The 15,855-nt window shown below is 69.6% G+C and carries 8 protein-coding genes; 3 read left to right on the forward strand and 5 right to left on the reverse strand.

Annotated features, from left to right (window positions below; translation table 11 throughout):
- The first annotated feature begins 16 nt into the window (after positions 1-16).
- Entirely contained in the window at positions 17-988 is a 972-nt protein-coding gene (locus RBB84_RS24400) for a phosphotriesterase (RefSeq protein ID WP_064255970.1), read from the forward strand.
- Positions 989-1,024: 36 nt separating this feature from the next.
- Here the strand turns inward: RBB84_RS24400 and RBB84_RS24405 are convergent, their stop codons facing one another.
- Positions 1,025-1,744: a 2OG-Fe(II) oxygenase gene (locus tag RBB84_RS24405; RefSeq protein ID WP_064255993.1), complete on the reverse strand. Its 720-nt coding sequence runs from the start codon at positions 1,742-1,744 to the stop codon at positions 1,025-1,027.
- A gap of 82 nt (positions 1,745-1,826) precedes the next feature.
- Positions 1,827-2,255: a MarR family transcriptional regulator gene (locus RBB84_RS24410; protein ID WP_033096969.1), complete on the reverse strand. Its 429-nt coding sequence runs from the start codon at positions 2,253-2,255 to the stop codon at positions 1,827-1,829.
- Between the two features lie 89 nt (positions 2,256-2,344).
- Between RBB84_RS24410 and RBB84_RS24415 the strand changes: the two genes are divergently transcribed.
- Positions 2,345-4,243, forward strand: coding sequence for an ABC transporter ATP-binding protein (locus RBB84_RS24415; protein WP_350246972.1), 1,899 nt, complete (start codon positions 2,345-2,347; stop codon positions 4,241-4,243).
- Here RBB84_RS24415 and RBB84_RS24420 read toward each other — a convergent pair.
- The 3 genes from RBB84_RS24420 to RBB84_RS24430 are packed head-to-tail and all read right to left on the reverse strand — an operon-like array spanning position 4,194 to position 7,808.
- Complete coding sequence (locus tag RBB84_RS24420) at positions 4,194-5,843, reverse strand: (2,3-dihydroxybenzoyl)adenylate synthase (protein WP_064255968.1); 1,650 nt, start codon at positions 5,841-5,843, stop codon at positions 4,194-4,196. The genes RBB84_RS24415 and RBB84_RS24420 overlap by 50 nt on opposite strands.
- Before the next feature lie 43 nt (positions 5,844-5,886).
- Complete coding sequence (locus tag RBB84_RS24425) at positions 5,887-6,669, reverse strand: 2,3-dihydro-2,3-dihydroxybenzoate dehydrogenase (RefSeq protein WP_064255967.1); 783 nt, start codon at positions 6,667-6,669, stop codon at positions 5,887-5,889.
- Positions 6,666-7,808: an isochorismate synthase gene (locus RBB84_RS24430; RefSeq protein WP_024102991.1), complete on the reverse strand. Its 1,143-nt coding sequence runs from the start codon at positions 7,806-7,808 to the stop codon at positions 6,666-6,668. The genes RBB84_RS24425 and RBB84_RS24430 overlap by 4 nt, the downstream gene beginning before the upstream one ends.
- Before the next feature lie 178 nt (positions 7,809-7,986).
- Here RBB84_RS24430 and RBB84_RS24435 point away from each other — a divergent pair, with 178 nt between their 5' ends.
- Positions 7,987-15,795, forward strand: coding sequence for a non-ribosomal peptide synthetase (locus RBB84_RS24435; RefSeq protein ID WP_064255966.1), 7,809 nt, complete (start codon positions 7,987-7,989; stop codon positions 15,793-15,795).
- The last annotated feature ends 60 nt before the right edge of the window (positions 15,796-15,855 follow it).

The raw sequence follows: 15,855 nt of genomic DNA on the forward strand, positions 1-15,855 counted from the left end.
CCTAGCGTCACCGGTCATGACATCCGTCGACACCGTTCGCGGCCCTCTCGACACGGGCCGTCTGGGCAGAGTCCTCATGCACGAGCACGTCTTCGTACTCGGCGAGGAGATCCGCACCAACTTTCCCGACTACCCGAGCCCGTGGGACGAGGACGAACGCGTCGACGACGCGGTCGCGAAGTTGAAGGCGTTGTCGGAGCGCGGCATCGACACGATCATCGATCCCACGGTGGTCGGTCTCGGCCGGTACATTCCGCGCATCCAGCGCGTCGCCGAACGGGTGGACATCTCCATCGTCGTCGCGACGGGCCTGTACACCTACAACGACCTGCCGTTCCAGTTCCACAACGTCGGGCCGGGGTTGCTGGTGGACGGACCGGAGCCGCTCACCGAACTGTTCGTGAAAGACATCCGCGAGGGCATCGCCGGCACGGGGGTGCGTGCAGGAATGCTCAAGTGCGCCATCGAGATTCCGGGACTCACGCCGGGCGTCGAGCGCGTGATGCGAGCGGTGGGGCAGGCGCACGTCGAGACCGGTGTGCCGATCACGGTGCACACCAATCCGCATACCGGGTCGGGGCAGGTGGCGCAGCGGGTGCTCGCGGAGGAAGGTGTCGACCTCACCAAGGTGGTGATCGGGCACAGCGGTGATTCGACCGATCTGGACTACCTGCGTCGCATTGCCGACGCCGGTTCGATTCTCGGGATGGACCGCTTCGGCCTCGATCTGCTGTTGCCGTTCGAGCAGCGCGTCGACACGGTGGTCGCGCTCGTGGAGGCCGGTTACACCGAGCGCATGGTGCTCTCGCACGATGCGTCGTGCTTCATCGACTGGTTCCCGCACGACGTGAAGCAGACCGCCGTGCCCAACTGGAACTACAACCACATCAGCGACGAGGTGCTGCCGGCCCTGCGCGAACGGGGCGTGACCGACGAGCAGATCACCACGATGCTCGTGGACAATCCGAGGCGGATCTTCGAACGCTGAAGCGGCGTAGGTCGCGTCGGGTAGCACCGAGGACGCTCAGGCGGCGTCGTGCAGTACCAGGCCGAGCGTGCGACGCAGGCCCGATCGGACGGTGCTCACGCCGTGCCGGACCGGCGCCCGCGACCATCCGCGCGCCGACCGGATCGGTCGGTCGCGGGTGGTGAAGATCAGCGCGTGGCCTTGCTCGAGCACGGTGACGGTGCCCCGCGACTGCGCGCGGGGCCGTTGTTCGACCAACAGGAACTCGCCGCCGGTGTAGTCGACGCCCGCCCGGTCGAGCCCGATCACGACCTGCAGTGGGAACACGAGGTCGCCGTAGAGATCGCGATGCAGGGCGTTCCAGTCGCCGGTGGTGTAGCGCAGCATCAGCGGGGTGGGGTCGGTCTGGCCGGCCGCGTGGCACATGTCGAGCCAGTCGTCGAAGTCGTCGGGCCAGGGTGCCGGATCGCCGAGGCGTTCGGCCCACGAGCGCGCGACGGGGAGCATCTGCCGGTAGAACGCCGAGCGCAGGTGTGCGACGGCGTCGGGGACGGGTGAGCCGAAGTACTTGTAGGTGCCGTGCCCGTACCCGTAGCGGCTCATGTCGACCGTGGTGCGGAAGCGGGCGTCGTCGTCCCACAGGGCCGCGAGTTCGGCGCATTCGTCGTCGCTCAACAGCGGCCCGGTGAGGACGCAGCCGTTCTCGTCGAGTTCGCTCGTCAGCTCGGGCAGGTTCAGTGCGTCGACGCGCGACTGCAGACTGTCGATGGTCTTCACAGGGCTCTCCTCGATCGGCACGGACACTCGTAGGGAAGACGTCGCTGCCGTCGGGAATGTGAGTACCCGGAACCGGAAGGGATCAGCGCGGCCGGTCGTCGACGAGTTTGTGCAGCAGATCGGACAGTCGTGCGCGTTCCTCGGCGTCGAGCCGGTCGAACATCTCGACGGCGTCGGCATCGCGGGCCGAGGCCAGCTCGGCCCGGATCCTGCGGCCCTCGTCGGTCAGCCGCACGCAGACCGCGCGTCGGTCGGCGGGATCGGGGAGTCGCTCGGTGAGACCCCGCGACTCGAGGCGGTCGACGACCTCGGTGGCCGAGCGGGGGACGATGCGCAGTTCCTTGGCCACGACGCCGAGGCGGATGGGGTCGTCGGCGCGTCCGATGACGTCGAGCGCCCGGTACTCGTGGGGTGACAATCCCCACGGTTGGAGGAGGTCGTGCCAGCGTCGGCGCAGCGTACGCGTGGTGGTGAGGAGGAGATCGCGCAGTGCGACGGGTGAATCCGGCATGGTGGTCACAGTACCTCACTTGACGGTTGACACTCAATGAGGCAACCTCAACAAGTACGAGTCACGAACCACGAATCGAGGTGGCGCACATGATGCAGCCCCCACCCACTCTCGGCGGCAAGCCGGGCAGCCGCGGCAGGATCGACAAGAAGGATCTCGAGCAGCTCCGCGAGGCCCCGGTGAGCCTGCGCCGTATCGGCGTCCTCTTCGCGCCCTATCGGTGGAAGATCACCCTCGTCGTCGCGCTCATCATCGCCTCGTCGGTGATCTCCCTCGCGACGCCCTTCCTCGTCCGCGCCGTCATCGACGACGCCATCCCGCACCAGAACGTGAGCCTGCTGTTGTGGGCCGTCGGCGGCATGCTGGCCGTCACCGTCGCGAGCTCGCTCCTGTCCGTCGTCCAGACCTGGATCTCCACGACCGTCGGCCAGAACGTCATGCACGGTCTGCGTACCCGGGTCTTCTCCCACCTGCAGCGACAGTCGCTGAATTTCTTCACCCGCACCCGCGGCGGTGAGATCCAGTCGCGGCTGACCAACGACATCGGTGGCATGCAGTCCGTGGTCACCAACACCGCGACCTCACTGGCGTCCAACGTCACCACCGTCGTCGGCACGGCGATCGCCATGGCGGTCCTCAGCTGGCGACTGGCTCTGCTCTCCCTGATCGTGCTCCCGCCGGCCATCTGGCTCACGCGCCGGGTCGCGCTCATGCGCCGCGCCGTCACCGCCCGTCAGCAACGGCGCCTCGCCGACATGCAGTCGCAGATCGACGAAGGACTGTCGGTCAGCGGCGTGCTGCTCGTCAAGACGCTGGGCACCGGCCCGGCACTGTCCGACAAGTTCGCCCGCACGTCGGAGGAACTCGCCGATCTCGAGGTGCACGCGCAGTTGTCCGGCCGCTGGCGCATGGCCACGATGAACATCGTCTTCGCGGCGATCCCCGCCGTCCTCTATCTCGTCGCCGGTCTGCCGGCCACCTCGGGCGGCATGACGATCGGCACCCTGGTGGCCTTCACCGGCTTGCAGGGCGCGCTGTTCCGGCCGCTGATGAGCCTGCTCGACGTCGGTGTCTCCGTCACCAGTTCGCTGGCCCTGTTCAGCCGCATCTTCGAATACCTCGACCTTCCGGTCGACATCGACGACCCGCGCGATCCGGTGCCCGTCGACCCTGCGACCGTCGCCGGCCGGGTGCGGTTCGAGAACGTGAGCTTCCGCTACGAAGGAGCGCACCGCAACGCCCTCGACGGCATCGATCTCGACGTCCCGGCGGGGGCGCAGGTCGCGCTCGTCGGCGAGACCGGCTCGGGCAAGACCACGCTCGGCTCGCTCGTCGCACGACTGTACGACCCGGTCGAGGGACGCGTGAGCATCGACGGTGTCGACCTGCGCGACATGAGGCTCGCCGATCTCGCCGGACTGGTCGGCGTGGTGTCGCAGGAGACCTACCTCCTCCACGCGACCGTCCGGGAGAACCTGCGCTACGCGAAGCCGGACGCGACCGACGACGAGATCGAGGCCGCGGCCCGCGCCGCACACATCCACGACCTGATCGTCTCGCTGCCGGACGGCTACGACACCGTCGTCGGCGCCCGCGGATACCGCTTCTCGGGTGGTGAGAAACAGCGACTGGCGATCGCCCGCACGCTCCTGCGCGACCCGCGTGTCCTCGTGCTCGACGAGGCGACCAGCGCCCTCGACAACGACACCGAGCACGCCGTGCAGCAGGCCCTCGACGCCGCGCGCAGCGGACGCACGACCATCACCATCGCGCACCGGCTCTCGACCGTGCGCAACGCCGACGAGATCGTGGTCCTCGACCGGGGCCACATCGTCGAACGCGGAACGCACGACGACCTCGTCGCCCGCGGTGGCCGCTACGCAATCCTCGCCGCTCGAGCCGAACGGGGTGAAGTCATCCCGTCGTCGCGGAGCGAGATCAGTCCTTCAGGGTGGCCGCGAGGGCGCGCCGCAGTTCGTTCCGGCTGATCTTGCCCACTCCCGTGACCGGGAAGGCGTCGACGAACTGCACCTTGTCGGGGATCTTGTACTCGGCCAGCCCTCGCTCCCTCAGGAACTTCTTGAGCGCGAGGGTCTTCGGCGCTTCCCCCTCGGTGACGACGAAGGCGCAGGTGCGCTCGCCGAGATACTTGTCGGGCATCGACACCACCGCCGCGTCGAGCACGGTCGGGTGCGCGATCAGATGATTCTCGACCTCCTCGGCCGCGATCTTCTCGCCACCGCGATTGATCTGGTCCTTCGCGCGTCCCTCGACGACGATGTAGCCGTGCTCGGTGAGCCGGACGATGTCGCCGGTGCGGTAGAAGCCGTCCGGGGTGAATGCCATCGAATTGTGTTCCGGCGCATTGTAGTAGCCCCGGATCGTGTACGGGCCGCGGGTGAGCAGGTGGCCGGTGGTGCCCGCGGCGACGGGCTCGTCCGTGTCGTCGACGACGCGGATCTCGTCGTCGGGGCTGATCGGCCGGCCCTGGGTGGTGACGATGGTGTCCTCGTCGTCGTCGAGCCGGGTGTAGTTGACGAGACCCTCCGCCATACCGAAGACCTGCTGCAGCGTGCAGCCGAGTTCGGGGCGAACGCGTTTGGCGGCCTCGGCCGGGAACTTCGCACCACCGACCTGCAGCACCTCGAGCGACGACAGGTCGCGTTCGGTGCGGGCCCGCGCCGACAGCCACGCCTGCGCGAGGGGCGGGACGAGCGACGCCATCGTCACGCCCTCGCTCTCGATGAGGGCGAACGCGGTGTCGGGGCTCGGATCCGGAGCGAGGACGACGGTGCCGCCGGCGTGCAGCACACCGAGGATGCCCGGCGAGCTCATCGGGAAGTTGTGCGCCGCCGGCAGCGCGACCAGCATGCGGGTGTTCTCGTCCACTCCGCAGATCACCGCGGATTCGCGTACGGAGTACAGGTAGTCGGCGTGGGTGCGGGGGATGAGCTTCGACGTTCCGGTCGTGCCACCCGACAGCTGCAGGAAGGCAACGTTTCCGGCGTCGTTCTCCGTGATCGGCGCCGCTTCGTGGTCGCGCAACGACCCGAGCGCAGTGAATTCCTCGGCCTCACCGGCGACCACGACCACCGGCGGATTCTCCATTTCGGAGGCGACCTGCCGGGCGAGCACGCGGTAGTCGAATCCGCCGTGTTCGGCGGCGATCACGTACGCTGCGGCGTCGCTGAACCGGCAGAAGTAGCCGATCTCCGACGCGCGGTGCGCGGGCAGGGAGAAGACGGGGAGCGCGCCGAGGCGGAAGACCGCGAAGAGCACTTCGGTGTACTCGACGATGTTCGGCAACTGCAGGACGACTCGGTCGCCCTTCCGGACCCCGAGGTCGGCGAGACCGGCGGCGACGCGGGCCGAGGCGTCGTCGAGTTCGCGGTAGGTGATGCGCCGCCAGGTGCCCGTCGCGTCGTGTCCGACGACGGCGATGCGACCGGCGAACCGGGCGGCGCGGGCCGGGAGGAATTCGCCGAAGGTCTCGTTCGTCCAGTAACCGGCTGCGCGATACCGCTCGGCGAACTCCTCGGGGTAGCGGGCGGTGTCGGCGAGCGGCGTGCGCTCGAAACCGGTTGTCACGGAACGGTTCCTTTCGGGATCAGGGTCGATGCAGGTCTGTCGGTCAGGCGCGGAGGGTGGCGCCGCCGTCGATGTAGAGCGCCTGCATGGTGATGTGACGAGCACGGTCGGACAGCAGGAACTCGATGGCCTCGGCGATGTCGGCGGGCTCGGCGATGCGGCCGAGGGGGATGCCGACCTTGAACTGCGACAGGTCACCTTCGATGGCGCTGCGTGCGCCGGCGTCGTCGTTGGGGTCCTCCCACAGCGAGCGCTGCATGGCGGTGTCGGTGGAGCCCGGCGCGACGATGTTGGCGCGGATCCCGTACTGCGCCAGCTCGAGTCCGAGGATCCGGACGATCATCGTGGACGCGGCCTTGGACGATCCGTAGGCGCCCATGCCCATGCGCGGCACGCCCGCGGAGTTCGATCCGACGACGACGATCGAACCCGACCTCCGCTCCCGCATGGCCCGTCCGACCGAACGCAGGACCGACAGCAGGCCGGTGACGTTGACGTCGTACATGTGCTGCCAGTCCTCGGGATCGGAGTCGAGCACCGAGCCCGTGGTGAAGACACCTGCGACGTGCGCGAGATGCTCGATCGGTCCGTGCTCGGATTCGACGTTCTCGACGAGGTAGGCGACGGCGTCGTGGTCGCGGATGTCGACGGGGTAGGTGGGGACGGAGCCGCCGAGCAGCGCGACAGTCTTGCGCAGTCCTTCGGCGTTGCGGTCGGCGAGTACGAGACGGTGACCGGCACGCGCCAGGGCCTCGGCGGTCGCGCGGCCGATACCCTGCGCGGCCCCGACGACGAGCGTGACGGGGGATGGTGCGGTCTCGGTCATCGGAGTACTCCCAGTGCATCGAGGACGGTGCCGAACTTGACGGTCGTCTCGGCCAGTTCGTCGGCAGGGTCGGAGTCGGCGACGATACCGCCCCCGGCGTAGGCCGTGAGCCCGACACCGTCGGCATCGAGGACGGCGCAGCGGATCGTGACCAACCATTCGCCGTCGCCCGCGGCGTCGCACCATCCGAGGGCACCAGCGTAGAAGCCCCGGTCACCCTCGGTCGCGAGGATCAGATCGCGGGCGGCCGCGGTCGGCGTGCCGCAGATCGCGGGGGTGGGGTGCACCGCGAGTGCGAGATCGAGGGCCGTGACACCCGGATCGTGCAGGCGACCCTCGATGGGAGTGCCGAGATGCCACAGCTGGCGCGTGCTCGTCACGGTCGGCTGCTCGGGGATGTCGAGGTCGACACACAACGGTTCGAGCGCGGCGCGGATCGCATCGATCACGTGCGCGTGCTCGGCGAGGTTCTTCGCGGAGCCGGCGAGCCTGTCGGCCGTCGCCCGATCGATCCCGGGGTCGCAATGCCGCGGTGCGGATCCGGCGAGGGGGTGAGCGGTGACCCGATCTCCGCGACGGCGCACGAGCACCTCCGGGCTCGACCCAACCAGGTGACGTCCCGTCCACACGCCACCGGCTGCTGTGAGGTCGACGAGGAAGCCGTTGTGCAGCGGATCGTTTCGCGTGAGAGCGACGAGGAGGTCGTGCGGGGTGACGGGCCGGTCGGCGCGCAGGGCGAGTGCCCGGGCCAGGACCACCTTGAGAAGGTCGTTGTCGTCCGAGCGGAGCAGGCGCAGTACGGTCTCCACCCGATCGATGTGCTCGCCTTCCGACGGCAATGCGCCCGTGATCGTGATCGGGGGCAGGTCGGCGGCCGGTGCGTCGTAGTGCGCGGGGGAGTGATGGAGTGTGTTCGGAGCGGTCAGTGCGGCCGGACCGTCGGGTGCGAAGGGCAGTGCTCCGACGATCGCGGCGACCTGTCCGGTGCGCAGGGCGTCGGCGGCGGCGGACGCGCGGTCGAAGTGTTCGCTCACGCCTTCGGCGATCACCGTGCCGTGCGGGCGGGACAGGACGAACGGGTGCGCGACGGGCCGCTCGGCCCGGTCGGTAGCGGTTGCGCCGAGGACCGGCACTTGCATTCTCGTACCTTCCGGTTGAGGAGGTCTGCTGGCAGGAGCGCGCCACAGGACACACGATCACTGAGCAACATATACGGTAAGCCTAACCTTTGGTACTGTCCCCTCCGGCGCCGCAGTGCGCCCATCAGCGGATTCCGTTCTCAGTCATTCGTTTCAACCGAAGGAAAGAGGATCTCCAGTGCCCCTTGCCGGCCCGGACGCCTCACGGCTCGCCCTGTCGCGCGCACAGTCGGGTGTATGGTTCGCCCAGCAACTGAACCCCGACAACCCGCTGTTCAACACTTCGGAGTGCGTCGAACTGCGGGGTGCGATCGACGAGGAAAAGCTGGTCGCGGCCGTTTCCGGGGCGGCGTCCGAGGCCGAGGCGCTGGTCGCGGGGTTCGAGACCCTCGCCGACGGTACGGTCGTCCGGATCCCCGGTGCGCGCCCGCTCGATCTCGCCCCGGCCGTCGACCTCACCTCCGCGGCGAACCCCTGGGAGGCGGCCCACGATTGGATGGCACGCGACCTCGAACGGGCCGTCGACCTGTCGGTGGATCCGTGCGTCCGGGCAGCGGTCCTGCGACTCGCCGACGATCACGTCCTGCTCTACCTCCGCGCCCACCACATCGTCCTCGACGCCTTCGGCTTCTCGCTGTTCAACCGGCGTATCGCCGAGCGGTACACCGCCGCGGTCGCCGGTGCGGAAGTTGCTGCCGCACGGTTCGATCCGGTCGAAGCGGTGATCCGGGAAGAATCGGTCTATCGCGACTCGGCCGACTTCGATGCCGACCGTACCTTCTGGAGCGAGTACCTCGACGGCGTGGACGAAGCGGTCGCCCTGCGACCCGGCCCGGGTGGCATCGCGCGGCGCTCCCGCGGCGCGCGTTTCACCCTCGACGCAGAACAGCAGCGCGGTCTGGTGGCCCTCGGCAAGGAGGTCGGCGCGAGTTGGGGCGATGCGGTGACCGCCCTCGTCGCCGTCTATCTGCGTGGCGCGACCGGTCGCGAGGACCTCACACTCGGTTTCCCCGTCATGAACCGCCTGGGCACCGCTGCACTGCGGGTGCCGATCACTGCCGTCAATGTCGTTCCGCTGCGCCTGAATCCCACCGCCTCGGTCACGCTCGTCGATCTCGTCGCCCAGGTACGCAATGGAGTTGCGCTGTGCCGCAACCACTATCGCTACCGGACCGAGGACATCCAGCGCGACCTGCGACTACCGACCGGATCCCGCGGCGTCATCGGCCCGTCGGTCAACGTCAAACCGTTCGGAGACTCGCTCCGGTTCGGCGACATGCGTGCGGCCGTGCACTCGGTCGCCCGAGGACCCCTGCAGGACTTCATGGTCACCGTGCGGCCCCTCGACGGCAGTGCCGGACTCGAGGTGTTCGTCGACGTCGACGCCGACGTCTACAGCGAGGAGGATCTGACGATCCACACCGAGCGCTTGGAGATGCTGTTCGGTTCGGTGGCAGAGCGGGATCTGCACACCCCGCTCGCACAGGTGTCCGTCCTGACCGCCGACGAGCGACGGACGATCCTCGACGACTGGAGCCACAGCCCCGACATCCCGTTCGACCCCGACCTGACCCTCGTCGACCTGCTGCGGGAGCGGATCGAGGCGGCCCCCGACGCACCGGCCGTGGCGGACACCCATGTGACGCTCACCTACGCACAGTTCGGCGCCCGGGTGCACCGCCTGGCCCGCCACCTCGCCTCGAGCTTCGATCTCGACCGGCCGCACGCGCGGGTCGCCCTCGCGCTGCCCCGCACCGTCGACGCGCTGATCGCGATCCACGCCGTCCTCGAGACCGGCGCCGCCTACGTCCCACTCGACGTCGATCAGCCCCTCGAACGCCTCGCCCACATCCTCGGCTCCACCGACCCCGTCTGCGTCCTCACCACCCGCACGACCCACGACCGGGTCGCCGTGGTGACGGGGGCGCCGAAGCGCGTCGTGCTCGAGGATCTCGACCTCGACGCCGTGTCCGATGCTCCGCTCGACGACTCGGAACGCGGTCCGCTGACACCCGACTCGATCGCCTACGTGATCCACACGTCCGGCTCGACCGGCAGACCGAAGGGCGTCGTCGTACCCCACCGCGGGCTGGTCAATCTGTTCCACAGCCACCGCGCCCAGGTGTTCACCCGCGCCGCCCGCGAGGCCGGCCGCGAATCCGTCCGCCTCGGACTGGCCTGGTCGCTCGCGTTCGACGCGTCGTGGCAGCCGCTGCTGTGGATGCTCGCCGGGCACACCGTCGACATCGTCGACGAGGCGACCCAGCGCGACCCGGCGGCACTCGCACGCCGCGCCCTCGACGAGGGATGGGATTTCGTCGAGTTCTCACCGAGCCGGCTCGAGCAGTTCGTCGACGACGGCCTGTTCCCGGACGGCACCGTGCCCACCCTCGGTTTCGGCGGCGACGCCGTCTCCGAGCGGTTGTGGAGCCGCCTGCGCGAACGCCGGGGTGCGGCCTTCAACTTCTACGGCCCCACCGAGTGCAGCGTAGACGTCCTCGTCGCGGAGGTCGCCGACGCCGAGACACCGGTCGTCGGCCGTCCCGTCGCCAACCTGCGCGTCCACGTCCTCGACGCGGGACTCGCACCCGTGCCGGCCGGAACCGAGGGCGAGCTGTACGTGGCCGGACCGGGCGTGGTCCGGGGATATCTCGACGCACCCGCCCTCACCGCCACGAGGTTCGTCGCGAATCCGTACTCGGCGGACGCCTCCGGTCCGTACGCCCGCCTGTACCGCACCGGCGATCTCGTCCAGTGGACCGAGGACGGCCGCCTCGCCTACCGCGGCCGGGTCGACAACCAGGTCAAGGTCCGAGGATTCCGCATCGAACTCGGTGAGGTCGACGCCGCCCTGCTGCGCATCCCCGGCGTGTCCCGTGCGGCGACGGTGGTGCGCACCGATCCCTCCGGTGCTGCGCAGCTCGTCGGCTATCTCGTGGGGCAGGACGTGCCCGAACCGGTCGAGGCGCGCCGCCTCGTCGCCGAGTTCCTGCCCGGGTACATGGTTCCCGCCGCGCTCGTCGTCCTCGACGAGCTGCCGTTGACCTCCAACGGCAAGCTCGACCGCACGGCGCTGCCCGAACCGGACTTCTCGTCGATGGTCTCGTCCCGCGTCGCGGAGACCGAGACCGAACGGGCACTGTGCCGCATCTACGCCGACATCCTGGGCCTCGACACGGTGGGCGCCGACGACGACTTCTTCGCCCTCGGCGGGCACTCGCTCAGCGCCGCGAAGCTGCTCGCCCGCATCCGCGACGAGCTCGGTGTGGAGCTGCCGATCCGGACGGTCTTCGACCATCCGCAGGTCGTCGCGCTCGCGGCGCGCTGCGGAGATCGACCGACCACCCCTCCGGCCCGGCCGGCACTCGTCCCGCGCGGTGGGACCGATCTTGCCCCCCTGTCCCTCGCACCACTGTCGTATGCCCAGCAGCGCCTGTGGTTCATGTACCGCATGGAAGGGCCCAGTCCGACCTACAACGTCCCCATCACGGTGGACCTGCACGGACCGGTCGACCCGGATGCGTTGCGGCAGGCGGTCTCCGACGTGCTCGCGCGCCACGAGAGTCTGCGCACCGTTCTCGTCGAGCTTGACGGCACGGGGATGCAGCAGGTGCGCGGAGTGGAAGAAGTTGCCGGGGTCGCCGTTCCCTTCGCGGTCGAGGCCGTCGACCGCGACGCGCTCACCGGACGCTTGCATTCAGAAGCCCGGCACGCGTTCGATCTCGAACGCGAGATCCCGTTGCGGATCCGGTTGTTCACGATCGCGCCGGACGAGCACGTGATGCTCGTGCTCGCCCACCACATCGCGAGCGACGAACTGTCCACGCCGCTGCTGCTGCGCGATCTCGGCAACTTCTACTCCGCGCACGTACGTGGCGACTCCCACGATCCTGCACCGCTGCCCGTGCAGTACGCCGACTACGCGATCTGGCAACGGGAACTCCTCGGCGACCAGGACGACGAGGACTCGCTCGCCGCACGACAACTCGCGTTCTGGCGCAAGGAGCTCGACGGTCTCCCGGCCGAACTCGACCTCCCCGTCGACCGCCCGCGCCCGACCGTGGCCTCCTACGCGGGTGGCGGTGTCGAGCACCGGATCCCCGCCGACCGCGCAGCGACGATCCGGGAGGCCGCGCGCACGACCGGCACCACGATGTTCATGATGGTGCACGCGGCGGTGGCGGTCGCACTGTCGCACAGCGGTGCGGGCGAGGACATCCCGCTCGGATCGCCCACCGCGGGACGGCCCGCCCCGGAACTCGACGACCTCGTCGGCTTCTTCGTCAACATGGTGGTGCTGCGCACCGACCTCTCGGGCGACCCCACGGTGCGGGAGCTGCTCGCCCGGATCAAGGACACCGACGTCGCGGCGTACTCGCACCAGGACGTCCCGTTCGACCGCGTCGTGGAGACCCTCAACCCCGAGCGCAGCGCTGCCCGGCACCCCCTGTTCCAGGTGATGGTGCAGTATCAGAGCCCGCCCGCCATCACGGGATTCGACGAGCTGACGCCGACACCCTCGTTCGTCTCGAACGACACCGCGATGTTCGACCTCACCTTCGATGTCATCGAGGAATCCGGCGGCAGTCTGTGCGTGCGCGTCGAGTACGCCCGCGACCTGTTCGACGAGTCGTCCGCCGAGGCCTTCGCCGCGCGGGTCGAGCGGGCGTTCGCCGCGGTATGTGCCGATCCGGACGCGAGGCTCTCGCAGCTCGATCTGCTCACCGGCTCCGAGCGCGAGGTGCTGCGTGCCGGTGATGCCACCGCGCTCCCGGACCCGTCCGGCCCGCACCGTGGCAGCGCCGACGGCTCGGCGACCCGCAGCCTGCCCGCACTGTTCGCCCGCACCGTGGAGCGCTACGGCGACGAGACCGCGCTGGTCACCCCGTCGAGTCGCCTGACCTTCCGCGATCTCGACGCGTGGTCCGACCGGATCGCCCGTCACCTCGTCGCGAACGGGATCGGCCCCGACAACGTCGTGGGACTGAGTCTTCCGCGGGAATCCGTGCTGGTCGCAGCGATCCTCGGTGTGTGGAAGTCGGGAGCGGCCTATTTGGTGCTCGACCCGGAACAGCCGGCGGAGCGGAACGAGTACATGCTCCGCGACGCCGGTGTGGGTGTCGTGCTCGATGCCGACGCGGTCGATTCGATCACCGATCACCGCCCGGATGTGCACCGCCCGGACGTGCACCTGCCGGTCGTGCACCCGGACACCACCGCCTATCTCGTCTACACCTCCGGATCCACCGGCACCCCGAAGGGTGTGGTGGTACCGCACCGCGGTGTCGTGAACCTGTGGGAGACGGTGCGCACCCGTACCGTCGGCGATCCCGCGACGCGCCGACGCACCGTGCTCCTGAGCTACACCTTCGCGTTCGACTCGTCCGTCGAGCCTCTCCTCGCGATGCTGGGCGGCCACACCGTGCACGTGCTCGCCGAGGACCTCATGGCCGATGCCGAGGGGATCGTCCGGTACGTCCGGAGGCACCGCATCGACGCACTCGACTGCGGTCCGGTGCTCGCCGGTCGCCTGCTCACCGAGGGACTCCTCGACCCTGCCGCGCCGCACCGTCCCGAGTCCATGGTGCTCGGCGGCGAGGCCGTCCCGGGTGAGCTGTGGTCGCAGCTCGCCGCGGAAACCGATGTGCGCGTGAGCAACATGTACGGCCCGACGGAATGCACCGTCGACGCGACCGGCGTCGTACTCACCCCGGGCAGCACCCCGAACATCGGAACGCCGATCCACGGCGGCCGGGTGTACGTCCTCGACGCGCACCTGCGGCAGGTGCCCCCGGGCGTGCCCGGCGAACTGTACGTCGGCGGCCCGCACGTCACCCGCGGCTATCTCGGCCGAAGCGCGCAGACGGCCGGACGGTTCGTGGCCGACCCCTTCGGCACCGGCGGCGAGCGCCTCTACCGCACCGGCGATCTGGTGCGCTGGAGGATCTCCGGCGCCGACGGCCCGGTGCTCGACTACCTCGGCCGCACAGACGACCAGGTGAAGATCCGCGGCTTCCGCATCGAACTCGGTGAGATCGAGACCGTGCTCGGCGGCCATCCCGCGGTGAGTGCCGCGGCGGTCGTGGTCCGCGAGGACGAACCGGGTCGAAAGCGGCTCGTCGCCTACGCGGCCGGAACGACGGACCCCGACACCCTCCGGATGTACGTCGCCGACCGGCTGCCCGACCACATGGTCCCCGCCGTCACGGTCGTGCTCGACGAGCTCCCGGTCACCCGCAACGGAAAGATCGACCGCAGAGCACTTCCCGAGCCGGTCTTCACGCCGGCCACCGAGAGTCGCCTGCCGGCGGACGAACTCGATCAACGCCTGTGCGAGCTGACGGCGTCGGTGCTCGGACTCGATGCCGTGGGCCCCGACGACGACTTCTTCGCTCTCGGTGGCGATTCGATCGTGTCCATCCAGCTGGTGTCCGCGGCGCGCGCCGCCGGGATCCGGTTCACCGCGCGGCACGTCTTCGAACACCGCAGCCCGGCGGGACTCGCCCGCGTCGCGGAGATCGAGGACGGGCCCGGGACGGTCGACGTCGAGGCGGCACTCGGGGACGTCCCGGCGACTCCGATCGTCCACGACATGCTCGACCGTGGTGGACCGTACGCCCGCTACGCGCAGTCGCGGCTGCTCCTCGCGCCCGCAGGGCTGACGCTCGACCGGCTGACCGACGGCGTCCAGGCCCTGCTCGACACGCACGACGCGTTGCGGGCCGTCTTCGATCCGCAGGCACGGGTGCTCGACGTCCGCCCGGTCGGTTCCGTCGACGCCGCCGATGTCGTGACCCGCGTGGATGTCTCGGACTCGGTCGACCTGCAGGAGGCGATCGTCGCCGCGACCGGGATCGCCTATGCCGAACTCGATCCCGCCGCCGGCGCGCTCGTGCGCGTGATCTTCTTCGACGCCGGTCCCGACGCGCCGGGACGGGTGTTCGTCGCAGTGCACCACCTCGTCGTCGACGGCGTGTCGTGGCGCATCCTGGTGCCCGATCTCGCCGGCGCGGTCGACGGTGTCGCCCCGGTGCGCGCAGGCACGTCGCTGCGCCGCTGGGCGCGGGGACTGCTCGACGGGGTGCCGGCGCGCAGATCCGAACTGTCGTTGTGGCGGCGGATCCTCGCACCGGCGGGACGCGTGCGTCTGGCGTCCGGGGATCCGGATCCGGTGCGGCACACCATGGCGGAGACCGCGAAGGTGCAGGTCGAGGTTCCCTCCGAGCTCACCGACGCGCTGCTCACCACCGTTCCCGAGCGGTTCCACGCCGGCGTCGAGGACGTCCTGCTCACAGCATTGGCGCTGGCGTCCGCGCGGGTGTGCGGCGAAGGGGCGGTCGCGGTCGACCTCGAAGGGCACGGCCGTGAGGAACAGGCCGTTCCGGGGGCGGATCTGTCGCGCACGGTGGGGTGGTTCACCACGCTCTATCCGGTGCGCCTGGACGTCGCGGGACTCGATGTCGCCGACGCGTATGCCGGCGGAGCGAGCGCGGGTGACGCTCTGAAACGCGTGAAGGAACAGCTGCGGGAGGTCCCGGACAGTGGAATCGGATTCGGGATGCTGCGGCATCTCGACCCAGTGGGCGGCCCGGAACTCGCGAGCGTCGGCGCTGTGGACATCGGATTCAACTACCTCGGCCGGTTCACGCTGGGCGAGACCGAAGGGCAGGCGTGGGCCGGTGCTCCGGAGGGTTCGGCGCTCGGTGGGGCCACCGAAGCCGACATGCCCGTGGCGCACGCCGTCGAGATCGGTGTGCTCACCGACGATTCCGGTGCCGAGCCGGTGCTGCGCGGGATGTTCGGGTACAGCCCCGATCTCGTTCCTGCGGAGAGAGTGTCGGCGTTGGCCGACGAGTGGATCGCGGCGCTGCGTGCGCTCGCCGGGCACGCGTCGGACGAGGACGCGGGCGGGTTCACACCGTCCGACCTCACGCTCGACGACCTCGACCAGTCGGAGATCGACGATTTCGCGCTCGAATTCGGCTGAGGACGGAGCGCTTGGCGGGGCGGTCTCTTTCGGTTAGCCTAACCAATCATGACCGGGGCA

The sequence above is a fragment of the Rhodococcus sp. D-6 genome (assembly GCF_040256695.1).
GTDB classification, from domain to species: domain Bacteria; phylum Actinomycetota; class Actinomycetes; order Mycobacteriales; family Mycobacteriaceae; genus Rhodococcus; species Rhodococcus pyridinivorans.